The sequence below is a fragment of the Streptomyces sclerotialus genome (genome assembly GCF_040907265.1).
In the GTDB taxonomy this organism is placed as follows: domain Bacteria; phylum Actinomycetota; class Actinomycetes; order Streptomycetales; family Streptomycetaceae; genus Streptomyces; species Streptomyces sclerotialus.
In genome coordinates, this window is sequence record NZ_JBFOHP010000002.1 from 4,408,956 (window position 1) to 4,430,881 (window position 21,926).

At 71.9% G+C, this 21,926-nt stretch carries 21 protein-coding genes and 1 pseudogene; 14 read left to right on the forward strand and 8 right to left on the reverse strand.

Going from position 1 to position 21,926, the window contains the following annotated elements:
* The first annotated feature begins 16 nt into the window (after nucleotides 1–16).
* The 9 genes and pseudogenes from AAC944_RS19585 (at nucleotide 17) to AAC944_RS19625 (ending at nucleotide 10,793) form a co-directional block, all read left to right on the forward strand.
* Entirely contained in the window at nucleotides 17–1,066 is a 1,050-nt protein-coding gene (locus AAC944_RS19585; protein WP_030615576.1) for a GlxA family transcriptional regulator, read from the forward strand.
* Nucleotides 1,067–1,080: 14 nt separating this feature from the next.
* The gene (locus tag AAC944_RS19590; protein WP_030615580.1) at nucleotides 1,081–1,995 is read left to right on the forward strand and encodes a DUF2797 domain-containing protein; all 915 of its coding nucleotides are present in this window, start codon (nucleotides 1,081–1,083) and stop codon (nucleotides 1,993–1,995) included.
* A gap of 16 nt (nucleotides 1,996–2,011) precedes the next feature.
* A pseudogene (locus AAC944_RS19595) lies at nucleotides 2,012–2,212 on the forward strand (amidohydrolase family protein); the annotation flags it as partial.
* 199 nt (nucleotides 2,213–2,411) lie between these two features.
* Nucleotides 2,412–3,164 carry a response regulator transcription factor gene (locus tag AAC944_RS19600; protein ID WP_030615583.1) on the forward strand — a complete coding sequence of 251 codons (753 nt, stop codon included), beginning with the start codon at nucleotides 2,412–2,414 and terminating at the stop codon, nucleotides 3,162–3,164.
* 11 nt (nucleotides 3,165–3,175) lie between these two features.
* The gene (locus AAC944_RS19605) at nucleotides 3,176–4,729 is read left to right on the forward strand and encodes a sensor histidine kinase (protein ID WP_051871813.1); all 1,554 of its coding nucleotides are present in this window, start codon (nucleotides 3,176–3,178) and stop codon (nucleotides 4,727–4,729) included.
* A gap of 26 nt (nucleotides 4,730–4,755) precedes the next feature.
* The gene (locus tag AAC944_RS19610; protein WP_438272743.1) at nucleotides 4,756–6,108 is read left to right on the forward strand and encodes a bifunctional glycosyltransferase family 2/GtrA family protein; all 1,353 of its coding nucleotides are present in this window, start codon (nucleotides 4,756–4,758) and stop codon (nucleotides 6,106–6,108) included.
* Nucleotides 6,105–8,222, forward strand: a complete 2,118-nt coding sequence (locus tag AAC944_RS19615) for a mannosyltransferase YkcB-related protein (protein WP_030615592.1) — start codon at nucleotides 6,105–6,107, stop codon at nucleotides 8,220–8,222. Before AAC944_RS19610 ends, AAC944_RS19615 begins: the two co-directional genes overlap by 4 nt.
* A 114-nt stretch (nucleotides 8,223–8,336) precedes the next feature.
* Nucleotides 8,337–9,965, forward strand: coding sequence for an MFS transporter (locus tag AAC944_RS19620; protein ID WP_078888592.1), 1,629 nt, complete (start codon nucleotides 8,337–8,339; stop codon nucleotides 9,963–9,965).
* A 54-nt stretch (nucleotides 9,966–10,019) separates the two neighbouring features.
* The gene (locus AAC944_RS19625) at nucleotides 10,020–10,793 is read left to right on the forward strand and encodes a TetR/AcrR family transcriptional regulator (protein WP_030615599.1); all 774 of its coding nucleotides are present in this window, start codon (nucleotides 10,020–10,022) and stop codon (nucleotides 10,791–10,793) included.
* Nucleotides 10,794–11,007: 214 nt separating this feature from the next.
* Here the strand turns inward: AAC944_RS19625 and AAC944_RS19630 are convergent, their stop codons facing one another.
* From AAC944_RS19630 to AAC944_RS19640, 3 genes are all read right to left on the reverse strand, one after another.
* Nucleotides 11,008–11,844 (reverse strand): YceI family protein, encoded by an 837-nt coding sequence (locus tag AAC944_RS19630; RefSeq protein WP_030615602.1) that lies wholly within the window; start codon nucleotides 11,842–11,844, stop codon nucleotides 11,008–11,010.
* Between the two features lie 200 nt (nucleotides 11,845–12,044).
* Nucleotides 12,045–14,576: an MFS transporter gene (locus AAC944_RS19635; protein WP_490368283.1), complete on the reverse strand. Its 2,532-nt coding sequence runs from the start codon at nucleotides 14,574–14,576 to the stop codon at nucleotides 12,045–12,047.
* 92 nt (nucleotides 14,577–14,668) lie between these two features.
* A complete protein-coding gene (locus AAC944_RS19640; RefSeq protein ID WP_030615608.1) occupies nucleotides 14,669–15,142 on the reverse strand; it encodes a MarR family winged helix-turn-helix transcriptional regulator in 474 nt (157 codons plus the stop codon).
* 326 nt (nucleotides 15,143–15,468) lie between these two features.
* On the opposite strand from AAC944_RS19640, the gene AAC944_RS19645 reads away from it, so the two are divergent.
* A complete protein-coding gene (locus AAC944_RS19645; RefSeq protein ID WP_030615612.1) occupies nucleotides 15,469–15,687 on the forward strand; it encodes a hypothetical protein in 219 nt (72 codons plus the stop codon).
* 145 nt (nucleotides 15,688–15,832) lie between these two features.
* Here AAC944_RS19645 and AAC944_RS19650 read toward each other — a convergent pair whose 3' ends face one another.
* Nucleotides 15,833–16,138 (reverse strand): hypothetical protein, encoded by a 306-nt coding sequence (locus AAC944_RS19650; RefSeq protein WP_030615615.1) that lies wholly within the window; start codon nucleotides 16,136–16,138, stop codon nucleotides 15,833–15,835.
* 438 nt (nucleotides 16,139–16,576) lie between these two features.
* Between AAC944_RS19650 and AAC944_RS19655 the strand changes: the two genes are divergently transcribed.
* The 4 genes from AAC944_RS19655 (at nucleotide 16,577) to AAC944_RS19670 (ending at nucleotide 18,185) form a co-directional block, all read left to right on the forward strand.
* A complete protein-coding gene (locus AAC944_RS19655) occupies nucleotides 16,577–16,840 on the forward strand; it encodes a GntR family transcriptional regulator (protein ID WP_030615617.1) in 264 nt (87 codons plus the stop codon).
* A 56-nt stretch (nucleotides 16,841–16,896) separates the two neighbouring features.
* Nucleotides 16,897–17,160 (forward strand): GntR family transcriptional regulator, encoded by a 264-nt coding sequence (locus AAC944_RS19660; protein WP_030615619.1) that lies wholly within the window; start codon nucleotides 16,897–16,899, stop codon nucleotides 17,158–17,160.
* Between the two features lie 414 nt (nucleotides 17,161–17,574).
* Nucleotides 17,575–17,922 (forward strand): DUF6247 family protein, encoded by a 348-nt coding sequence (locus tag AAC944_RS19665; RefSeq protein ID WP_030615622.1) that lies wholly within the window; start codon nucleotides 17,575–17,577, stop codon nucleotides 17,920–17,922.
* Entirely contained in the window at nucleotides 17,919–18,185 is a 267-nt protein-coding gene (locus tag AAC944_RS19670) for a hypothetical protein (RefSeq protein ID WP_030615623.1), read from the forward strand. The genes AAC944_RS19665 and AAC944_RS19670 overlap by 4 nt, the downstream gene beginning before the upstream one ends.
* A gap of 479 nt (nucleotides 18,186–18,664) precedes the next feature.
* Here the strand turns inward: AAC944_RS19670 and AAC944_RS19675 are convergent, their stop codons facing one another.
* The 4 genes from AAC944_RS19675 to AAC944_RS19690 form a co-directional block, all read right to left on the reverse strand.
* Nucleotides 18,665–19,492 carry an RNA polymerase sigma factor SigF gene (locus AAC944_RS19675; protein WP_030615626.1) on the reverse strand — a complete coding sequence of 276 codons (828 nt, stop codon included), beginning with the start codon at nucleotides 19,490–19,492 and terminating at the stop codon, nucleotides 18,665–18,667.
* Nucleotides 19,493–19,704: 212 nt separating this feature from the next.
* Complete coding sequence (locus AAC944_RS19680; protein WP_030615628.1) at nucleotides 19,705–20,508, reverse strand: RNA polymerase sigma factor SigF; 804 nt, start codon at nucleotides 20,506–20,508, stop codon at nucleotides 19,705–19,707.
* 422 nt (nucleotides 20,509–20,930) lie between these two features.
* On the reverse strand, nucleotides 20,931–21,224 hold the full coding sequence (locus tag AAC944_RS19685) for a Dabb family protein (RefSeq protein WP_030615632.1): 294 nt from the start codon (nucleotides 21,222–21,224) through the stop codon (nucleotides 20,931–20,933).
* A gap of 256 nt (nucleotides 21,225–21,480) precedes the next feature.
* Entirely contained in the window at nucleotides 21,481–21,645 is a 165-nt protein-coding gene (locus AAC944_RS19690) for a hypothetical protein (protein ID WP_181138704.1), read from the reverse strand.
* Nucleotides 21,646–21,926 lie beyond the last annotated feature (281 nt).

Sequence of the window (21,926 nt, forward strand, 5' to 3'; positions counted from 1 at the left end):
CGTATCGAGTGGCCTGATGGCCAGGGTGTGCAAGGATCGGGCCATGGGTGTCTTCGCGGACGACGGGCGGCACCGGGTCGCCGTACTGGTGCGGCACGGCATGCTGCCGATCGAGCTGGGCATCGTCCACCGTGTCTTCGGGCAGGCCGCATCGGATGCGGGGGAACGGCTCTACGAGGTGGTGACCTGCGCCGTCGAACCCGGTGAGGTGCGGACGGACGCGGACTTCACGATCAACGTGGCGCACGGCCCGGAGGCGCTGGCCGAGGCGCGGACGGTGGTCGTGCCGGCCGCGCACGAGGACTACACGCCGGAGGAGGGGCGGCTCGACACGCCGCTCGCCGCGGCGCTGGACCGCATCCGGCCCGGCACCCGGGTCGCCTCGATCTGCACGGGCGCCTTCGTGCTGGCGGCGGCGGGCCTGCTGGACGGACGGCGGGCCACCACCCACTGGCGGTCGACGGAGGACTTCCGGCGGCTGTTCCCGGCCGTGCGCCTGGACCCGGAGGTGCTCTACACCGAGGACGGCCACGTGCTGACCTCGGCGGGTGTGGCGTCGGGGGTGGACCTGTGCCTGCACATGGTGCGGAGCGACTTCGGCTCGGGCGTGGCCAACGCGGTGGCGCGAAGCACGGTCGTCCCGCCGCACCGGGAGGGCGGGCAGGCCCAGTACATCCAGCGGCCGGTGCCCAGCCGGCAGTTCGCCACGACGGGCGCGGCGCGGGCCTGGGCGCTGGAGAACCTGCACCGCCCGCTCACCCTGCGCGAGCTGGCGGCGCGCGAGGCGATGAGCGTACGGACCTTCACCCGGCGCTTCCGGGAGGAGTCCGGGCTCTCGCCGCTGCAGTGGCTCACGCAGCAGCGCATCGAGCGGGCGCGGCAGCTCCTGGAGGACACGGACCTGTCGGTGGACCGGGTGGCGGCCGACGCCGGGTTCGGTACGGCCGCGTCGCTGCGGCAGCATCTCCAGGCGGCGCTGGGTGTCTCGCCGAGCCGGTACCGCAGCACGTTCCGGGGACCCGGCGCGGGCCCCGAAGGCGCGGAGAAGGCCGCGGCCATGGCGTGAAGGGGGCGGGGACGATGTGGCGGTGCACGGGACCGCGGTGGTCGGGCGGTGTCTTCGGGCTCGGCTGGTACCACCCGGAGCGGGGCGAGGAGCGGCGGAGCGCGCTGCCCGCCGGGAAGCCGCTGGCGTTCGCCGTCGAGGGCGAGCGGCGCTGTCTGGGTGTGCGGCGGGCCGGGCGGTGGATCCTCTGTCCGCACGCGGCGGTGCTCGACGGGGCGGGCGCGCGCGACCAGTGCGCCGACTGCGCGCGGCTGGACCGTTCCCGGTCGGTGGCCGCCGACACGATGGCGGACGACCCGCGCCCGTACGGCGTCTACCTGGCGTACTTCGGGCCCGGCCTGCTGAAGGTGGGGATCACCGCTGCCGAACGGGGCGCGGCGCGGCTGCTGGAGCAGGGCGCGGTCGGGTACTCCTGGCTGGGGCGCGGGCCGCTGATGGCGGCGCGCCGGGCGGAGGCGCTGCTGGGGAGCGCGCTGGCGGTGCGGGACCGGTTCGGGAAGGCGGAGAAGCGGGCGGCTCGGCGGGCGCTGCCGCCGGCCGCCGAGCGGGCCGCCGCGCTGGCCGCGCTGCACGAGGAGGCCCGGTCGCTGCCGGGCTGGCCGGAGGCGTTGCGGGCCGCGCCGTACGCGTACGTGGACCACTCCGAGGTGTTCGGGCTGGACCGCATTCCGGCGGAGCCGGGGGCCGCGGGGGAGGTCCGTGCGCTGCGGGCGGGGGAGGAGATCGTGGGCCAGGTCGTGGCGGCGGCGGGCGCCGACCTGTATCTGGGGCAGGAGGGGCAGGGCGGGGAAGCGGTGCCGGTGGTGGTCGTGGACGCCCGGCTGCTGTCCGGACGGGTGCTGCGGGCTGCGGCCGGGAAGGTGACGACGGCGGACGTGGTCCGGGCGGGGAGCGCCGCGGACGAGGGACGGCAGGAGGGGTTGTTCTGAAGGCGCCGGAGGGGCAGCCGAGCGGGCCGCGCCGTTCCCGCGGGAGGAGCGCGGACGGCTCGCGGACCTCGGCGACCGGATCCTCTTCGGCAGCGACTTCCCCGACATCCCCTACGGCTACGCGCATGCGCTGGAGGCACTGACGCGGGTGGAGCTGGGGGACGACTGGCTGCGCGGGGTCTGTCACGGCAACGCGGCCCGGCTGCTGGGTCTCTGAGGGTGCCCGGCGCTCGCCCCCGTCGCGCGGGGCCGATTGTCAGTGGTGCCTGCCATGCTTTTCCCCGTGAGACCGGCTGGACCGCGCGGGGGGCGGCCCAGCCGGTCGGGCCCTGCCCTGCCCTGTCCACCTGCGTTTCTCAGGAATTTCACAGACTCCGGAAAGGGGGCTCTCAGAGGCCGCGGCCAGGCTTGCCGGTATGACTGCCACTGCCGGATCGCCGCCCTCCGTGAAGAAGCAACCGGAACTGCTGCGCCCCGACGGGAGCCCGGTGCGCGTGCTCGTCGTCGACGACGAGGCGTCGCTCACCGACCTGCTCTCGATGGCGCTGCGGTACGAGGGATGGGACATCCGTTCCGCCGGGGACGGCGCGAGCGCGCTGCGGGCCGCGCGCGAGTGGCGGCCGGACGCGGTGCTCCTGGACGTCATGCTGCCCGACATGGACGGCCTGACCGTACTGGGCCGGCTCCGCCGCGACCTGCCCGACGTGCCGGTTCTCTTCCTCACGGCCAAGGACGCCGTGGAGGACCGCATCGCCGGGCTGACCGCGGGCGGCGACGACTACGTCACCAAGCCGTTCAGCCTGGAGGAGGTGGTCGCCCGGCTGCGCGGACTGCTGCGCCGGGCCGGTGCCGCGGCCCTCCGGTCGGAGTCGGTGCTCACGGTGGGCGACCTGGTACTGGACGAGGACAGTCACGAGGTCTCGCGCGGCGGGGTGGACATCCACCTCACGGCGACCGAGTTCGAGCTGCTGCGGTACCTGATGCGCAATCCGCGCCGGGTGCTCAGCAAGACCCAGATCCTGGACCGGGTGTGGAGCTACGACTTCGGCGGCCAGGCCAACGTCGTCGAGCTCTACATCTCCTACCTCCGCCGGAAGATCGACGCGGGCCGCAGCCCGATGATCCACACCCGGCGCGGCGCGGGGTACCTCATCAAGCCGGGCGAGTAGGCGGACCCCTCATGTCCCGTACCTCCGGCGGCAGTTCCGGCCGGCGCCCGTGGTCCCTGCGTACCCGGCTGGTGGTGGCAGCGGTCGCGCTGATCGCCGTGGTCGCGACCGTCATCGGCACGGTCACCACCATCGTGCTCCACTCCTACCTGCGGGGACAGCTGGACGACCAGCTGCAGGAGTCCGCCTGGCGCACCCAGGGCCCGGTCGCGAGGCACGACCCGATGCAGCAGCACAGCCTGGACTTCGTCGCCCTGCCGGGCCAGCCGATCGGCACCGTCGGCGGCCGGGTCACACCCGACGGCGGGATCGAGGACGGCGCGAAGAACAACGACTCCAAGAGCCGCGTGCCCGCCGAGCATCTCGACAAGCTGAACGGCGCGCAGCTCCAGGCGCTGGAGGACGTCCCCCGGGACGGCCGGCCGCACACCGCTACCCTGCCCGGCCTGGGCGACTACCGCGTCGAGTCCACCAAGGACGGCCAGGTGGTCATCGGCCTCCCGATGACCCAGGTCGAGGACACGGTCACCACGCTCATCCTGGTCGAGGTGTGTGTGACGGCCGCCGGGCTGGTCGCGGCGGGCATCGCGGGCGCCTCGATGGTCGGCCTCGCGCTGCGCCCGCTGCGCCGAGTCGCCGCCACCGCCACCCGGGTCTCCGAACTCCCCCTGCACCAGGGCGAGGTGGCGCTGCACGAGCGGGTGCCGGCCGCCGAGGCCGATCCGCGTACCGAGGTCGGCCAGGTCGGCGCGGCGCTCAACCGCATGCTGGGGCACGTCGGTTCGGCACTGGCCGCACGGCAGGAGAGCGAGACACGGGTACGCCAGTTCGTCGCCGACGCCAGCCACGAGCTGCGTACGCCGCTCGCCTCGATCCGCGGCTACGCCGAGCTGACCCGGCGCGGCCGCGAGCAGCCGGGCCCCGACACCCGGCACGCGCTGGGCCGCATCGAGTCCGAGGCGACCCGGATGACCGGGCTGGTGGAGGACCTGCTGCTGCTCGCGCGGCTGGACGCGGGACGCCCGCTGTCGTACGCGAGCACGGACCTGTCACCGCTGGTCGTGGACGCGGTCAGCGACGCACGCGCGGCCGGCCCGGGACACCGCTGGCGGCTCGAACTCCCCGACTCCCCGGCACTGGTACGGGCCGACGCGGCCCGCCTGCAACAGGTGCTGGTGAACCTCCTCGCCAACGCCCGTACGCACACGCCGGAGGGCACGACGGTCACCGCGAGGGTGGCCCGGCACGGCCCGTCCGTCCTGCTGGAGATCGCGGACGACGGGCCCGGCATCCCGGCGGCGACGCTGCCGCACGTCTTCGAGCGGTTCGCGCGGGGCGACGCCTCGCGGTCGCGGGCCGCCGGGAGCACGGGCCTGGGCCTGGCGATCGTGCGTGCCGTGGTGGCCGCGCACGGCGGCGACGTGGGCGTGGACAGCGCCCCGGGCCGGACCGTCTTCACGGTCCGGCTGCCTGCCGAAACACCTGGTGCGGAGCCTGCCGTGGCCCAGGACACGGGCCCCGCCGAGGACTCACAGGCAGGGCACAGGCTCACCACACGGTGGTGACAGCGGGGCCGACGAACGTCGTTCCCATGACGACGACACAGCCGGCCCCGGGCTTCACTCCGGCCCCGGGCCACTCCCAGGCCCCCGCCCCAGGACCCGTACCGGCCCCCGTCCCGCTGGGCTCCCTGCCGCCGCGCGAGCACCTGCGCCCCGGCCGGACCACGACCGTCCTGGACGTCGTGATCCCGGTCTACAACGAGGAGCGCGACCTCGAACCGTGCGTACGGCGGCTCCACGACTACCTGACCCGCACGTTCCCGTACGGCTTCCGGATCACCATCGCGGACAACGCGAGCACCGACGCGACGCCGGAGGTCTCGGCCCGGCTCGACGACGAGATCTCCGAGGTCACGGCGGTACGGCTGGAACAGAAGGGGCGCGGCCGGGCGCTGCGTACCGTCTGGTCGATGTCCAGCGCGCCGGTGCTCGCGTACATGGACGTGGACCTGTCCACCGACCTGAACGCGCTGCTGCCGCTGGTGGCGCCGCTGATCTCCGGCCACTCCGACCTCGCCATCGGCTCCCGGCTGGCCCGCAGTTCGCGGGTGGTGCGCGGGCCCAAGCGGGAGTTCATCTCACGCAGCTACAACCTGATCCTGCGCGGCTCGCTGGCCGCCCGGTTCAGCGACGCACAGTGCGGGTTCAAGGCGATCCGCGGCGACGTGGCGCAGCGGCTGCTGCCGATGGTCGAGGACACCGGCTGGTTCTTCGACACGGAGATGCTGGTCCTCGCCGAGCGGGCCGGGCTGCGCATCCACGAGGTGCCGGTGGACTGGGTGGACGACCCGGACAGCACCGTGCACATCGTGAAGACCGCGACCGACGACCTCAAGGGCGTGTGGCGGGTGGGGCGCGCGCTGGCCACCGGAGCGCTGCCGCTGGACCGGCTGGCCCGGCCCTTCGGCGACGACCCGCGCGACCGGCAGCTGACCGGCGTACCGGGCGGGCTCGCCCGCCAGCTGGTCGGCTTCTGCGTCGTCGGCGCGCTCAGCACCGTCGCGTACCTCCTGCTGTACTCGCTCTTCCGGCTCGGCGTCGGGCCGCAGGCCGCCAACGCGCTGGCCCTGCTGGTCTCCGCGTTCGGCAACACCGCCGCCAACCGGCGGCTCACCTTCGGCGTGCGGGGCCGCGACCGCGCGGTCCGCCACCAGGCGCAGGGCCTGGTCGTCTTCGCCATCGGCCTCGCGCTGACCAGCGGCTCACTGGCGGCCCTGAACGCCGCGTCCGGCACCCCCTCGCACGGCACCGAGCTGGCCGTGCTGATCGCCGCGAACCTCGCGGCGACCGTCCTCCGCTTCCTCCTCTTCCGCGCCTGGGTCTTCCCGGGCACCACCACGCCCGCGCACGACGCCGGCACCGAATCCGGGAGCTCCCGATGACCGCCTCATCCCTGTACGAGGCTCCGCGGACGGACGCGCCGCACGAGCCGCGTACCGACCAGGCCAGACGTGGCGACCCGCGCTGGGCCCGGCCCGGGCTGCTGCTCCTGCTGGCGGTCGCCGCCGTGCTCCACCTGTGGGACCTGGGCGCCTCCGGGTACGCCAACTCCTTCTACTCGGCGGCCGTCCAGGCCGGCAGCGAGAGCTGGAAGGCGTTCTTCTTCGGCTCCTCGGACGCCGCGAACGCCATCACCGTGGACAAGCCGCCGGCCGCGCTGTGGCCGATGGCCCTGTCGGTGAAGCTCTTCGGCCTCGGCGCCTGGCAGATCCTGGTGCCCGAGGCGCTGATGGGCGTCGCGACGGTCGGCGTGCTGTACGCGGCCGTACGCCGCCGCTTCGGCGCGGGCGCCGGGCTCCTCGCGGGCGGCGCGCTGGCGGTCACCCCGGTCGCCGCGCTGATGTTCCGCTTCAACAACCCCGACGCGCTGCTGTGCCTGCTGATGGTCTGCGCGATCGCCTGCGTGCTGCGCGCCCTGGAGGACGCGCGCACCAAGTGGCTGGTGCTGGCCGGGCTCTGCTTCGGCTTCGCCTTCCTCGTCAAGACGCTCCAGGCCTGGCTGATCCTGCCGCCGCTGGCGCTGGTGTACCTGCCCTGCGCGCCCACGACCGTCCGCAGGCGGATCGGCCAGACACTGCTGGCCGGGCTCGCGCTGGTCGTCTCCGCCGGCTGGTGGGTGGCGATCGTCGAGCTGTGGCCGGCGTCCTCCCGCCCGTACATCGGCGGCTCGCAGAACAACAGCTTCCTGGAGCTGACCTTCGGCTACAACGGCCTGGGCCGGATCAACGGCAACGAGACCGGCAGCGTCGGCGGTGGCGGCGGCCCCGGTGGCGGTGGCGGCTGGGGTGCGACCGGCATCGGCCGGCTCTTCTCCTCCGACATGGGCGGCCAGATCTCCTGGCTGCTGCCCGCGGCGTTCCTGCTGCTGATCGCCGGGCTGGTCGTGCTGGGGAAGGCCCGTCGCGCGACGGACGACCTGGCCGCGCAGCAGCGGAACGCGTTCTGGGTCTGGGGCGGCGCCCTGCTGATGACCTTCGCGACCTTCAGCTTCATGTCCGGGATCTTCCACCAGTACTACAACATCGCCCTGGCTCCGTACATCGCGGCGCTGGTGGGCATGGGCGCCGCGGTGCTGTGGCAGCGGCGGCACGCCCGGCCTGCCGGGGCCGCCACGTCGGTGCTCGCGCTGACGGCCGCGGTCACGGCGGTCTGGTCGTACGTCCTGCTCGACCGGTCGCCGGCCTGGCTGCCGTGGCTGCGCTGGACCGTCCTGATCGGCGGGCTGTTCGCGGCGGTGGCGCTGGCGGTCTTCGGCCGCGGGACGTCCGGCGCCGGCCGGCGGCTGGCGGTGGGCGCCGCGGGGCTGGGCCTCGTGACGTCGCTGGCCGGGCCGGTCGCGTACACGCTGAACACGGTGACGACCCCGCACACCGGCTCGATCATCACGGCCGGCCCGTCGGTCTCGGGCGGCATGGGCGGCCCGGGCGGCGGCCGCCCCGGCGGTGGCAAGGGCGGGCCTCCGGGGATGCCGGGCGGACAGGGCAACGCCAAGGCCGGGCCCGGCGGCCGGCAACCTGGTGGGCAGCAGCCCGGTGGCATGAAGCCGTTCCCCGGTGGCGCGAACCAGCGGCCCGGCCCCGGCGGCGCGGGCGGCGCCGAGCGCGGCCGCATGCAAGGCGGTGGCGGCATGGGCGGCCTGCTCAACGGCGCCCAGGTCAGCGCGGAGGTGGAGGCGAGGCTGCTGGCCGACGCCGACGAGTACACCTGGGTCGCCGCTTCCGTCGGCTCGCAGAACGCGGCGAGCTACCAGCTGGCGACCGAGAAGCCGGTCATGGCCGTCGGCGGGTTCAACGGCAGCGACCCGTCCCCGACGCTCGCGCAGTTCGAGCAGTACGTGAAGGAAGGGAAGATTCACTACTTCCTGGGCGGTGGCATGGGCGGCCCGGGCGGCAACTCCGGCACCTCCTCGAAGATCACCTCGTGGGTCGAGAAGAACTACGAGAAGGTCACCGTCGGCAGTACCACGCTGTACGACCTGACCAGCCCGAAGAAGTAACGGCTGAGGGGCGGCCGGTGCTCCGGACCCGGCCGCCCGGACAGGAAATGTACGGCGTATAAGAGGTCCCTGTACGGTGTAAGCCACCCGCTCACATCCGTACAGGGAGCCTGCATGTCCTCCGTGGCCTCCGCTGCCGCCACCGCCGAGAGCCCGCCGCGCCATCCCGCGCGCTGGATCATCCTCGGCGTCATCTGCCTCGCCCAGCTCACCGTCGTCCTCGACAACACCGTCCTCAACGTCGCCGTCCCCTCCCTCAACAAGGAACTGGGCGCGACCACCGCCGACATCCAGTGGATGATCAACGCCTATTCGCTGGTCCAGTCCGGCCTGCTGCTCACGGCGGGCAACGCCGCCGACCGCTACGGCCGCAAGAAGATGCTCGCCGCAGGCCTGGTGCTCTTCGGCCTCGGCTCGGTCTGCGCGGGCTTCGCGCAGTCCGCGGGCCAGCTGATCGCCGCCCGGGCCGGCATGGGCATCGGCGGCGCGCTGCTGCTGACCACCACCCTCGCCGTCGTCGTCCAGATCTTCGACGACGAGGAGCGGCCCAAGGCGATCGGCATCTGGGGCGCGGTCAACTCCCTCGGCTTCGCCGCCGGGCCGCTCCTCGGCGGCTCGCTGCTGAACCACTTCTGGTGGGGCTCAATCTTCCTGATCAACCTCCCGGTCGCGGTGCTCGGCCTGATCGCCGTGCTGAAGCTGGTACCGGAGTCCAAGAACCCCTCCGGTGACCGCCCCGACCTGCCCGGCGCCCTGCTGTCCATGATCGGCATGGTCTGCGTGGTCTTCGCGATCATCTCCGGGCCCGACCACGGCTGGCTCTCCGCCCGCGTACTGGGCTCCGCCGTCATCGGCGTCCTCGCGCTCGCCGCCTTCGCCCGCTGGGAACTGCACACCCCGCACCCCATGCTGGACATGCACTTCTTCCGCGACCGCAAGTTCGTCGGCGCCGTCGCGGGCGGCATCCTCGTCGCGTTCGGCATGGGCGGCTCGATCTTCCTGCTCACCCAGCACCTCCAGCTGGTACTCGGGTACGAGCCGCTGGAGGCCGGGCTGCGTACCGCGCCGCTCGCCCTGACCGCCGTCGTCCTGAACTTCTCCGGCATCGCCGGGAAGCTGATGGTCAGGATGGGGACGCCGCGCACCATAGCCGTCGGCATGACGCTGCTCGCGGGCGGTCTCGCGGCCGTCTCGCTGCTGGGCGCCCACTCCTACTCCGGCATGCTCGCCGGACTGATCGTCATGGGCATCGGCGTCGCGCTCTCGATGCCCGCCATGGCCAACGCCATCATGTCCGCGATCCCGCCCGCCAAGGCGGGCGTCGGCGCCGGCGTCAACGGCACGCTCATGGAGTGCGGCCAGGGGCTGGGCGTCGCCGTGCTCGGCGCGGTCCTCAACTCCCGCTTCACCGCGCTGCTCCCGGCGGTCGCGGCCGGTGCGGGCTCGCTGCCCGCCGCCCTTGCGGCAGCCCGTACGGATGCCGACCGCGCCGTCGTCCGCGACGCCTTCGCATCCGGCATCCAGACCAGCCAACTGGTCGGCGCCGTGGCCGTGTTCGCGGGCGGTGTGGTCGCCGGCGTCCTGCTCGGCCGTGCCGAGCGCGCCGAACGGGCCGCCGCGCAGCAGCCCATGACGCCGGACGCCACTGCCGCCCCGGTGGCCGGAGAGGCCGCGGTACCGGCTCCGGGTGCCGCGCCGGAGACCGGCGGACGCGCGGGGCGCCCCCGTGCCGAAGCGGAATAGCATCGAGGCGGCAGGACCGCGCATGACCAGTTCAGCGAAGAGGGAGGGCGGGCCATGGCAGCGACGGGCAAACGCGCCGGCAAGCCGCGTAAGAGTGTCTGGCTGACCGAACGTCCTCCGCTGAAGCGGAAGGCGGACCAGCCGGCCGGACTGGACCTGGACAAGATCGTTCAGACCACGGTCCGGCTGCTGGACGCGGAGGGGCTCGCGAAGTTCTCGATGCGCCGGCTGGCCGCCGCGCTCGGCGTCACGGCGATGTCGGTCTACTGGTACGTCGACACCAAGGACGACCTGCTGGAGCTGGCCATCGACGCGGTGGCCGGCGAGATCGAGCTGCCGGACGAGAGCGACCCGGAGCGGGACTGGCGGGACCATCTGCGCCACCTCGCCGCCGAGTACCGCAAGGTGCTGGTCACCCACCGCTGGGCGCCGCGGCTGCTGGGGGAGTACCTGAACGTGGGCCCGCACGCGATCGCGTTCTCCAACGCGACGCTGCGGGTCATGCAGGGCAGCGGGCTGAGCCCGGAGCAGACCTCCGGCGCGCTGGGCGCGATCTTCCAGTTCGTCTACGGCTTCAGCACGATCGAGGGGCTGCACGAGCAGCGCAGCCAGGAGACCGGCAAGACGCTGGACGAGCAGTTCCAGGAGGTCATCGGGGCGGTCCAGCACCGCCCCGAGTTCGCCGAGACCATGGAGATGTCCGCCAGGTCGCTGGAGCTGCAGCAGGGCGTCGGCGTACGCGAGATGCGCGAGCGCGACTTCGCCTTCGCGCTGGACGTGCAGATCGCCGGAATCGAGGCGATGCGCGACCGGGGCCGCACGCCCTGACGGGGCCGTCTCTCAGGCGGCCCCGGCCGCATACGAAGGACCCCGTACAGGAAGGGCCCGCACAGGAAGGGCTCGTACAGGCTCGTACAGGAAGGGCCCGCACACGAAAGGGCGGCGGTCGCTCGCGAAGGAGCGGCCGCCGCCCGTTTTCCCCTGTTCGTACCCGGCCGGCCGTCGGGAGTGATCGACCGGCCGGAGCGGTGCGCGCGGGCGCTCAGCCCGCCATCGGCAGCGAGTCCCCCTGCACCGCCTGGATGTCCAGCTCCACCCGCAGGGTGGTGCCGATGGCGGCGATGCCCGCCGCGACGACCTGGTTGTAGTTCATCTTGAAGTCCTCGCGGTGCAGCTCGGCGGTGGCGCTGAACGCCGCCCGCGTGCCGCCCCACGGGTCCGGCCCCGTACCCAGGTACGAGAGGTTCAGGTCCACCGGCCGCGAGACGCCGTGCAGCGAGAGGTCGCCGTGCACGGTCCAGCGGTCCGGGCCGGCCGCCTCGAGACCCGTGGACCGGTAGGTCAGCTCCGGGTAGGTCTCCACGTCGAGGAAGTCGGAGTTGCGCAGGTGACTGTCGCGCATGCCGTTGCCGGTGTCGATCGACGAAGCCTTGATGACCGCCTCGACGCGCGACTTCTCGACGTCCTCCGCGATGTCGATGCGGCCCGCGAACTCGGTGAACCGCCCGCGCACGCTGGAGATCCCCAGGTGCTGCGCGGCCGCGGCCACGGAGGAGTGCATCGGGTCGATCGTCCACGGTCCGGGCGGCGGCAGTTCGGCCCCGCCCTGGCGGGCCATCGTCACGTTGCCGACGTCCATCCGGCCGCTCGCCGTCACGATGGAGGTCGAGGCGACCGGCGCGTAGCCCACGGCCGTCACGATCACCGTGTACGGGCCGGGCTGGAGCGGCGTCGCGTCCCGCACGACGCCTTCCTCGTCGGCCGTGGCGCGCAGGACCTGCGTGCCCGTCATGTCCGTGACCGTCAGCACCGCGTGCTTGACCGCCCAGCCGTCGCGTGTCCGGACCTGTGCCCGAACGCCCGCGCCTGTCGAACTCATACCCACTCCCGATGTCGTGCTTGGTACATGTGGGCCCCGGCCGGCGGCGGGCAGGCCGTCCCCTGCCTTTGAATGCCCGCCGCCGCCGGGGCCCGTGGTCCGGCCCGGGGCGCGTCTCCGCTCAACGCGCGCCCCCGGCCGGGGCTGTGCTCTCAGGGCGAGATGCCCCGGCCCCCGTTGGCTCTACCGCCGTAGCGGTGTCAGTCGCCCGGGTGGGCGAGCTCGACGTCGTAGCCGTCGATCCCGCTCGCGTCCACCGACAGCGCATTGGCCACCGGCGGGTACCCGCTGGCGATCACCGTGTAGTCGCCGGTGTCCAGGTCGGTGAAGGCGTACGCGCCGTCCTCACCGGTCGTGGAGGTGGCGATCACGTTGCCGGCCGCGTCGACCAGCGTGACCCGCGCGTCCGGCAGCGGACGGCGGTCCGCACCGGCCCGTACGACGCCCTGGACGCGGGCGCCGGACTGCAGTGCGATCTCGACGCGGGTGATGCCCTGGCCGCTGACCTCGACCGGCTGTGCGGTCGGCCGGAAGTCGGTGGCGTTCACCGCGACGGTGTACGTACCGGCGGCCAGCTCGTCGAAGGCGAAGGTGCCCTCGCCGCCGGTCTTGCCGGTCGCCAGCACCTCACCGCGGATGTCCGTGACCACGACCATCGCGCCGTCCACCGGCTCGCCGGTGACCACGCTGCGGACCTGGCCGCGCAGGCCGCTGGTGCCGCTGAGCAGGATGTCGTAGCCGAGCGGCTGGTCGCCGACGACGACCGTGGACGCCTGCGGCTGGTGGCCGTCGGCGGCCGCGATCAGGACGTACGAGCCGGCGCCGGGGGCGTTCAGCACGTACGAGCCGTTGGCCTGGGCCACCGAGCGGCCCAGCTGACGACCGCTGAGCGAGATCAGCGTGACGGCGGAGCGCGCCACCGGCTGGCCGTCGGCGTTCCGGACGAAGCCGGTGATGGCCGGGCCCTCCGGGGTGCCGGTGCCACCGGCGGAGGCGTACGCAGCCAGCGGCTGGGCCTGGGCGGCCGCGGCCGGCTGGGCCTGGGCCCAGGACGGGGCGTGCTCGTCCGGGGCGACGGACGGGGCGCCGACCAGGGCCGGCTCCAGCTCCTCGGTCGAGGCGGCCGAAGCGGCGGCCGGGGCCGCGGCGGCGGCCGGCGTGGCGGCGGCCGTCGTGCTCTCGGGCGCCGAGGCGTCCGAGCCGTCGTCGGAGGACTGTGCCAGTCCACCCTTGGTCTTCAAGGCGACCTCCTTGATGAAAAGCGTCAGAAGGAAGGCGAGCAGCGCGCAGGGGGCGGCGATCAGGAAGATGTCGGCGACAGCGTGCCCGTAGGCACTCTCCATGACCGTCCGGAGGGGCGCCGGGAGGGCGTCCAGGTCCGGGATGCCCCCGCCACCGGTACCGCCCTGGGCCGCCGCCTTGGCGCCGGCCGGCCCGAGGTCGGCCAGGCCGTCCTTGACGTAGTGCGTGACTCGGGTTGCCAGCACCGCGCCGAGCGCCGAGACACCGACCGCACCGCCGAGGGAGCGGAAGAAGGTGACGACGGACGAGGCGGAGCCGAGGTCCTGCGGGGCCACCTGGTTCTGCGTGCAGAGGACCAGGTTCTGCATCATCATGCCGATGCCGAGACCCATCAGGGCCATGAAGATCGCGACGTGCCAGTACTCGGTGTCGTACCGGATCGTGCCCAGCAGGCCGAGACCCGCGGTCACGAGCACGCCACCGGAGACCAGCCACGCCTTCCACTTGCCGGTCTTGGTGATGACCTGGCCCGACACGGTGGAGGAGATGAACAGACCCGCGATCATCGGGATGGTCATCACGCCGGACATCGTCGGCGACTTGCCGCGCGCCAGCTGGAAGTACTGGCTGAAGAACACGGTGCCGGAGAACATCGCGATACCGACGAACAGCGAGGCCAGCGAGGCCAGGGTGATCGTTTTGTTGCGGAACAGCCGCAGCGGGATGATCGGCTCGGCCGCCTTCGTCTCGACCAGGATGAAGATCAGCGCGAGTACGACGGCACCGCCGACCATGGCACCGGTCTGCCAGGACATCCAGTCGTACTTGTCACCGGCCAGGGTCACCCACACCAGCAGCAGGCAGACCGCCGCGCTGATGAAGAAGGCACCCGCCCAGTCGACCTTGACGCCCTCGCGCTTGATGACGGGGAGCTTCAGGGTCTTCTGCAGCACGATCAGCGCGATCACCGCGAAGGGCACGCCGACGTAGAAGCACCAGCGCCACCCGAGCCACGAGGTGTCGGTGATGACACCACCGAGCAGCGGCCCACCCACAGTGGCGACGGCGAAAACAGCCCCCAGGTAACCGCTGTACCGTCCCCGCTCACGCGGGGAGATCATCGCGGCCATCACGATCTGGGCCAGGGCGGACAGACCGCCCACGCCTATGCCCTGCACGACACGGCAGGCGATCAGCATGCCGCTGTTCTGCGAGAGACCGGCGACGACCGAGCCGCCGACGTAGATGATCAGCGAGAGCTGCACCAGCAGCTTCTTGCTGAACAGGTCGGACAGCTTGCCCCACAGCGGGGTGGTCGCCGTCATGGCCAGCAGCGAGGCCGTCACGACCCACGTGTAGGCACTCTGCCCGCCGTTCAGATCGTGGATGATCTGCGGCAGCGCGTTCGACACGATCGTCGAAGAAAGAATGGCGACGAACATACCGAGCAGCAGCCCGGACAGCGCCTCCATGATCTGACGGTGCGTCATGGCGGCTCCGGCGGAGGCGTCCGCGCCGCCTCCGTGCTTGGCGTGGCCGCCCCGCACACCGGCTGGTGTGGTTGTAGCCATGTAATTCCTTCTCATCCTGCTGATGTACGGGTGGTGTGGTCGTGTCCCGCCCGGGTGCGGCAGTCGCCGAAGCTCTCGTGCAACTTCGCGAGCAGCTCGTTCAGCCGGCCGACGTCGTCGTCGGACCAGTCGTCGAGGTACCGGGCGAGGGAGTCTGTGTAGCGGACGGCCAGCTCGGCGAGGAGCTCCCGTCCACGGGGTGTCAGTCGCAGCAGCCTGGAGCGCTTGTCCAGGGGGTCGGGCTCCCGCTCGATCCAGCCGCGCTCCGCGATGTGGGCGACGTGCCGGCTGGTCACCGACATGTCGATCATCAACAGCTCGGCCAGCTTGCTCATCCGCATCTCGCCGTACCGGTCGAGGATCGTGAGCACGCCTACCGAGGCGGGCGGGCAGTCGTGAGGCAGGATGCGCCCGAGTTCGCGTTTCACAGCGCCGATGGCGGTGAGTTGCCTGGCCAGCTCCTGGTACTGACCCTGCGCTGCCATGGGCACCTCCACACATCTTTTGTTGCTTGAGGCAACCATAGGATCATTTGGTTGCCACAGGCAAACGAATCTGGGGTTCACGGGGTAAAGGAAACCAAAAAGATGTACCGTGCACGAGTCAAGGATGCGGCTATGGCGGGCAAAAGCGCAGGTCAGACGGGTGTGCGGGCACCTTCGCAAGGGCATACGCGCCCCCTCGCGCCCCCGCGGGGGCTCTGCGGCGCTCCGACCGGCTGCCCCTCGCCGTCCGCCGCCCCGAGGACACCAGTGCCTCCTGAACGGTAGGGGGTGACCCCCTACCCGCCGGTTCGCTAGGGTCTCGCCCTATGGCGAACAACCCGCAGACGCCCGACGGCAACGGCAACTACGACCCGGCCGGCAGCACCCAGATGTTCCGCGCCTTCGTCGACGAGGGCGCCCCCCAGTCCCGCCGCGCCGCCGCGGCCGCCCAGCAGTCCTCCTCGGGTCCCCGCGCGGGCATCATCATCGGCGTGGTCGTCGCCATCGTGATCGTCGCAGCCGCGGCGTGGCTGGCCCTGGGCTGAGGCCCTCCTCTCGAGGGGGCACGGCCCCCTCGCCCCGTCCCCTCTCCGCTCCCGTACGACTCAGGGCTTCTCCCGGACGCCTGCCGGCCACCGGCACCTGCTCCGGGAGAAGCCCTTCTTCAATCCCCTCGGAACGCTGGTGTGGTCACGGGGCTCCGCGCCCACCCCGGCTCTCCGCGATCCGCAACGCATCCCGCAGCGCCTCCCTGAGCGCGTACGCAAGCGCTCGCACCTCGCCGGGGCGCACCTCGGGCCGGACGGCGGAACCAGGCTCCCCGAGCAACTCCTCGGCCCGCTCCGTCAGCCGCATCCCGACCCTGAGCTGCACGGCCTCCATCTCATCGGCCAGCCGCGCCACGTACCCACTGCGATCCGCCGCGCCCGCCAGATAACAGGGCTGCCCGTCGGCCCCGGCCCACGGCAACAGCCGCAATCGCTCCGGCGCGCTCATGACGCGTACACCGAGAAGCCGCCATCGACTGCGAAGAGGCGCGAGGCCCGCTCCCGAGCGTGCCACTCACAGGCCACGAGATACGGCCGCACGAGCCGGGACTCGTCCCCGTCGATGACCTCATCGAGCGGGCGAGGTGGGGGCGACGGTCGGGGAGGGGTGCTGGTCGTTCCTCCGCTACGGGAAGCCGTACGGGAGTGGCTGGCCGCCGTAACGGGCCGGGAGAACAGTTCTCCCAGCCACGCGACGGCCCGGACGATACGGTGACGCATGTCGGCGCTCCTCTTCAGGGGTGGCGTTGACCACGCCCCGGGGTCGTTGCCGCGACCGCCGGGGCTTTGAGTGCTCAGCTCTAGTGCAGTCTGCTACCCCTAGGTTGCCTAGGCACCGTAGCTACGTATCGCGTGGTATGGCGCGACTGCTTACCTTGGTCCGGTGATGGAGTTTGCACCGGACGAGCCGCGATGGCGCCAAGTGGCAAGGATCATCCGCGCGCGCATAGAGGACGGCACCTACCCACCCGGTACGCGAGTGCCGTCAGTGGCCGAGATGCTGGGGGAATTCGGCATCGCCACGTCCACCGGCCAGAAGGTCCACCGCGGACTGCGTGCGGAGGGGCTGATCCAGACACAGGTCGGCATGGGCTCCTTCGTGACGAAGGACGCGAAGGAGAAGCTGGCCAAGAGTCCCCACGACGGGTGAAGGTCGCTCTGAAGAAACGCTTCCGTGCACCTTGAAGAAGTACCGTCCAGCCCGTGATGGACTTCGCACCGGACCGCCCCCGCTGGCGGCAGGTCGCCGATGTGATCCGCCGACGCATCGCGGACGGCGCTTACGCCCCCGGCACACGCGTGCCATCCGTACTCGACCTGTCGGCGGAGTTCGGCATCGCCACCACCACCTCGCGGAAGGTGCACCGAGGCCTACGAGCCGAGGGGCTGATCCACACACGGCACGGTGCGGGCTCCTTCGTCTCGCAGCCCCTCCCGGAAGACCTCACGGGCGAGCCGACGAACGTGTGACCACCCCCACCCCAGTTCGACCCGACCCGCCCCGAGTGGGTACAGATCACCGAAGCGCTACGACAGCGGATCACCAGCGGTCAGTACCCGCATCACTACCGCATCTCCTAGGTCCAACTGGAGCGAGAGTTCGGCATCGCCCGGGTAACCGTCCGCTAGGTCACCGCAGCTCTGCGCGCCGAGGCCCTCATCGTCACAACGCCCGGCATGGGCTCCTTCGTAGCCAAGAACTGGTGCGAGGAGGGCAGGCCCGCCGCCCGTGAGTAACCGCCATCTGAGCCGGGACGCCACCGTGCCGGCGCACCGTCCGAGGGGCAAGCCGTGCGCGCCTCGGCTCGTCGGTGTTCCGCTCCAGGCCCGGGCCGCCGGCCCGACCGCTAACGTATGGACGCACCCGCCGCACTGGAGGACACCGTGAGCGCGCAGCCCGACGGCCCGCACGGGCCGCTGATCCCGATGCCTGACCTCACGCCCGACGCTCTGCGGGCCGCCGTGTCCCGCATCGCGCCGAGCAGGGTGCCTGCCCTCACCCAGCACCTCTTCGAGGCGACGACGAACGCTCAGCAGGCGCAGAGCCTCGCCCCTCTCCGCGCCTTCGTCCACTCCTGGGCCGTCTTCATCGCGATCGAGCGGTACCCCGAACGTGCCGCCCGTCTCCGTGATCTGGAGCGGATCGTCGATGCGGGGGATCAGGACCCCACAGAGGCCATCGCCGAGATCCACCGGATCCGCGAGGCGGCGGAGAAAGAGGCCGGGCTATGACCCACGGCGACTGGACGTGGGACTACAACCCGAGCAAGGACTACGTCGCCGGAGGACTGCCGCTCGCTGCGACAGCGGAGGTGGAGCGCCTGGCGACTGAACTAGCCGCGCTGGGGCGCGACGCGGTCAAGGTAGGCAGGCCGATCGACCGCGAGGGCGGCTTGCGGGAGTTCGACATCCTGGGTGGCCGCGGTTTCATCAGCTTCCTCGCCGTACCCCGCCACGAGTGCATCTACATCTGCAACATCACCTGGTACGGCTGACACCCCGCTGCTGCCACACGCACAGCGGATACGAGCGCACCAGCGGAGCGCTCGTCAACCGCCCCTACTCGACCGTCATTCGGTCCGGCCGAGCCGCTTGCCCCCACGCGTACTCGAACTCCCCGCGCTCGATGACCTCCGCAGCGAACTCACGCGGGCGGTGGTGCCGTCCGAGGGGTGTCCAAGGGGGGCAGCGGGACGTCGCCGGTGGGGGTACGGCTTCGTCGGGGAGTCGTGGCCGTCCGCCGGGCCCGTTGTGACGTAGCCCTGGGCGTCATCGTGGCCGCCGCCGGTGGCCACCAGGGCTCCCGGTAACAGCAACATGCCCGCCGACGCGCCCCATGTCGTCCGTCGCATCGGGCCAGTGTGGCTGACGGGGCGTCGGGTGGGATGGGGTGCGGCCGTTCCTGGGAGGGTGTGCGGGCATGTCTGTGCCCCGGGCCGGGACGGGTCCCTGGTGCCCGGGGGGCGTCGCGTCTTCAGTCCGTGGTCAGGCCGTCGCGGAGTTGGGCGAGGGTGCGGGTGAGGAGGCGGGAGACGTGCATCTGGGAGATGCCGACCTCTTCGCCGATCTGGGACTGCGTCATGTTCGCGAAGAAGCGGAGCATGATGATCTGGCGTTCCCGCGGCGGGAGTTTGGCCAGGAGGGGCTTGAGGGACTCGCGGTACTCGACGCCCTCCAGGGCGCTGTCCTCGTAGCCGAGGCGGTCCGCGAGGGAGCCCTCGGTGCCGTCGTCCTCGGGGGACGGCGAGTCGAGCGAGGAGGCGGTGTAGGCGTTGCCCACCGCGAGGCCGTCGACGACGTCCTCCTCCGATACGCCGAGGCAGGCGGCCAGTTCGGCGACGGTGGGGGAGCGGTCGAGCTTCTGGGACAGCTCGTCGCTGGCCTTCGTGAGGGCCAGGCGCAGCTCCTGGAGGCGGCGCGGGACCCGTACCGACCAGGACGTGTCACGGAAGAAGCGCTTGATCTCGCCGACGACGGTGGGCATGGCGAACGTCGGGAACTCCACGCCCCGTTCGCAGTCGAACCGGTCGATCGCCTTGATCAGGCCGATGGTGCCGACCTGGACGATGTCCTCCATGGGTTCGTTACGGCTGCGGAAGCGGGCAGCCGCGTAGCGCACCAGCGGGAGGTTCAGCTCGATGAGCGTGTCGCGGACGTACGTACGCTCCACGCTGTCCTTGTCGAGTGTGGCAAGCCGCAGGAAGAGGGAGCGGGAAAGCGTACGGGTGTTGAGGGCGTCGTCGTCATGCACTTCCGGTGCTGGTGCGGGGAGCACCTTCGAGCTGCCCAGTTCTACGGACATGCCACCCCCTTGAGGTCGCGGTCGGGTCGCCGCTGCGCCTCCTCTGCCCCATGCGGAGCGAAGAGTTCAGCCTCCACCTGAATACCGGAGGCGGCGCCACGGCAAACGCGGTTCCTGCAGAATGTCACATGTCGGCAACACGCTGTAGCGCCATGTCGACATATCCCTGCAGGAAGGAGTGGTGCTGCCGGGGTGACCGTACCTCGTCCTGGTTAGGCGTCGATCCTGTTTGCGGATCTCAACCGGGCGAAGCTCCGGGAGAGCAGCCGGGAGACGTGCATCTGGGACACGCCCAGTTCCGCACTGATCTGCGACTGGGTGAGGTTGCTGTAGTAGCGCAGCAGGAGGATGCGCTGCTCGCGTTCCGGAAGCTGGACCAGGAGGTGGCGTACGAGGTCGCGGTGTTCCACGCCGGCCAGCTCCGGGTCCTCGTATCCGAGGCGGTCGAGGAGGCCGGGGAGCCCGTCGCCCTCCTGGGCGGCTTCGAGGGACGTCGCGTGGTACGAGCGGCCCGCCTCCAGGCATGCCAGGACCTCCTCCTCGCCGATCTTCAGGCGCTCGGCGATCTCGGCGGTGGTGGGGGACCGGCCGTGCAGCACGGTCAGGTCCTCGGTGGCGCCGTTCACCTGTACCCACAGCTCGTGCAGGCGGCGCGGTACGTGGACCGTGCGGACGTTGTCCCGGAAGTACCGCTTGATCTCGCCGACGACGGTCGGCATGGCGAAGGTGGGGAACTGTACGCCGCGGTCCGGGTCGAACCGGTCGATCGCGTTGATGAGCCCGATGGTGCCGACCTGGACCACGTCCTCCATGGGTTCGTTACGGCTGCGGAAGCGCGCGGCCGCGTAACGGACCAGGGGGAGGTTGGCCTCGATCAGTGCGTCCCGCACCCGGGCGTGCTCGGGGGTGCCCGGCTCCAGCCCGGCCAGCTCGGCGAAGAGGACTTGCGTGAGCGCCCGGGTGTCCGCACTCCTGCTCTGGCGGGATGGCGCCTTCGGCGCAGTACGGGCCGTCACGGTTCACGCCTCCCCTTGGCAGGACTGGGCTTGTGTCGGACTGGGCTCTGGGCTTTGCGGTAACGGACTCATCCGGCAAAAGCGGTCATAGCATCACAAGACATGTGCACTGTGTGCAAGCACCGCATATCGCCGTGTTGGGCGGCAGTTGGCGGGGCGTGCGGTCGGTGAGCGGGGGACGGTCGGGTGGTGCGTTGACGGCGGGCGGGGCGGTACGGGGCGCCCACCGGCCTCCTGCCGGGGCCCTCGGTGGGAGGCCGGGCATGAAGAAACCCCCCGCCTGTAAGGACGAGGGGCGCTGTCGGGCCGGAGCGGGGCGCGGGAGACGCCACCGGGGCTCCGGCCCTGCGGTGTCGCGGTCCGGGTGTCTCCGGGCCGCTGCGGGCGGCTCCGGGCGTCTCCGGGACGCTTCGGGCCGGGGGTCAGATTTCGTAGTCGGCGATCACCCAGGTGGCGAACTCCGCCCACTGGCGGACACCCGCCTGGTGGGCGGGGTGCTCCAGATAGCGCGTGAGGGCGTCCTTGTCGGCGACGGCCGAGTTGATCGCGAAGTCGTACGCGATCGGGCGGTCGGTGACGTTCCAGCCGCACTCCCAGAACTCCAGGTCGGGGATGAGGTCACCGAGCTCCTGGAAGGCCTTCACGCCGGCCGCGACCCGCGGCTCGTCGCGCTCGACACCTTCGTTGAGCTTGAACAGGACCAGGTGGCGGATCATGGGCGGACCTCCGTGGGTGCGTCGTACGGGCGTGCGGGCCATGCTGCGGCGCGCGGGCGTGCGGGGCGTGTGCGGGCAGAGGGGGAGCTCCGGGGGCGGCGGAGTACCGCGGGCGCTGCGGAGCGCCGGACGGGGCCCCGAGGGCCGCTGGGTCGTTCCTGCCGGCTGACTGCCAGCTGACTGCCGGCTGACTGCCGACTGGCTGTGGGGTGCGGGCTGCGGGGGGGGGGGGCTGCGGCCTGCGTCCGTAGGCCGGCTACTGGATCAGTGAGGTCATGAACTGGCCGACGCCCTGGGCGGCGTCCGAGATGCCCTCGAACCCTATCTGGACGAGATCGGCGGCCCGGGTGGGGGACGTGACGATCGTGTACAGGACGAAGACGACGACCACATACAGCGCGATCTTCTTCGTTTCCACCATTCGTCCCGTCTCCCCTACGGCTTTCACCGGCGGTTCCCGCCCGGTGCGGTCGGGCGAGTTTAACCACACCGGCCCCACGGCAGCAGCCGTGTCCAGGCCACCTCCGCTCCCTCAGGGGCGGCCCCGCGGGATCCTGCGGGTGGCGTCAGGGACGAAAGTCCTCCCGATCGGGGCCGTTCGGCGGCCCGTTGAGCGGGGGCGCGGCCGCAGGCTGGACGGTGAAGCCCGGCGGATCTGGCAGGAGTCCGCGGGGTGGGGACCGGGCCCCGCTGCGGGGTTCG

Coding starts and splice junctions, on each gene's coding strand:
- AAC944_RS19600 (WP_030615583.1), top strand. CDS start 2,412: ATGACTGCCACTGCCGGATCGCCGCCCTCCGTGAAGAAGCAACCGGAA.
- AAC944_RS19685 (WP_030615632.1), bottom strand. CDS start 21,224: ATGATCCGCCACCTGGTCCTGTTCAAGCTCAACGAAGGTGTCGAGCGC.
- AAC944_RS19655 (WP_030615617.1), top strand. CDS start 16,577: ATGGAGTTTGCACCGGACGAGCCGCGATGGCGCCAAGTGGCAAGGATC.
- AAC944_RS19625 (WP_030615599.1), top strand. CDS start 10,020: ATGGCAGCGACGGGCAAACGCGCCGGCAAGCCGCGTAAGAGTGTCTGG.
- AAC944_RS19645 (WP_030615612.1), top strand. CDS start 15,469: ATGGCGAACAACCCGCAGACGCCCGACGGCAACGGCAACTACGACCCG.
- AAC944_RS19620 (WP_078888592.1), top strand. CDS start 8,337: ATGTCCTCCGTGGCCTCCGCTGCCGCCACCGCCGAGAGCCCGCCGCGC.
- AAC944_RS19590 (WP_030615580.1), top strand. CDS start 1,081: ATGTGGCGGTGCACGGGACCGCGGTGGTCGGGCGGTGTCTTCGGGCTC.
- AAC944_RS19650 (WP_030615615.1), bottom strand. CDS start 16,138: ATGAGCGCGCCGGAGCGATTGCGGCTGTTGCCGTGGGCCGGGGCCGAC.
- AAC944_RS19640 (WP_030615608.1), bottom strand. CDS start 15,142: ATGGCAGCGCAGGGTCAGTACCAGGAGCTGGCCAGGCAACTCACCGCC.
- AAC944_RS19605 (WP_051871813.1), top strand. CDS start 3,176: ATGTCCCGTACCTCCGGCGGCAGTTCCGGCCGGCGCCCGTGGTCCCTG.
- AAC944_RS19610 (WP_438272743.1), top strand. CDS start 4,756: ATGACGACGACACAGCCGGCCCCGGGCTTCACTCCGGCCCCGGGCCAC.
- AAC944_RS19585 (WP_030615576.1), top strand. CDS start 17: ATGGCCAGGGTGTGCAAGGATCGGGCCATGGGTGTCTTCGCGGACGAC.
- AAC944_RS19670 (WP_030615623.1), top strand. CDS start 17,919: ATGACCCACGGCGACTGGACGTGGGACTACAACCCGAGCAAGGACTAC.
- AAC944_RS19660 (WP_030615619.1), top strand. CDS start 16,897: ATGGACTTCGCACCGGACCGCCCCCGCTGGCGGCAGGTCGCCGATGTG.
- AAC944_RS19615 (WP_030615592.1), top strand. CDS start 6,105: ATGACCGCCTCATCCCTGTACGAGGCTCCGCGGACGGACGCGCCGCAC.
- AAC944_RS19635 (WP_490368283.1), bottom strand. CDS start 14,576: ATGACGCACCGTCAGATCATGGAGGCGCTGTCCGGGCTGCTGCTCGGT.
- AAC944_RS19675 (WP_030615626.1), bottom strand. CDS start 19,492: ATGTCCGTAGAACTGGGCAGCTCGAAGGTGCTCCCCGCACCAGCACCG.
- AAC944_RS19690 (WP_181138704.1), bottom strand. CDS start 21,645: ATGGTGGAAACGAAGAAGATCGCGCTGTATGTGGTCGTCGTCTTCGTC.
- AAC944_RS19630 (WP_030615602.1), bottom strand. CDS start 11,844: ATGAGTTCGACAGGCGCGGGCGTTCGGGCACAGGTCCGGACACGCGAC.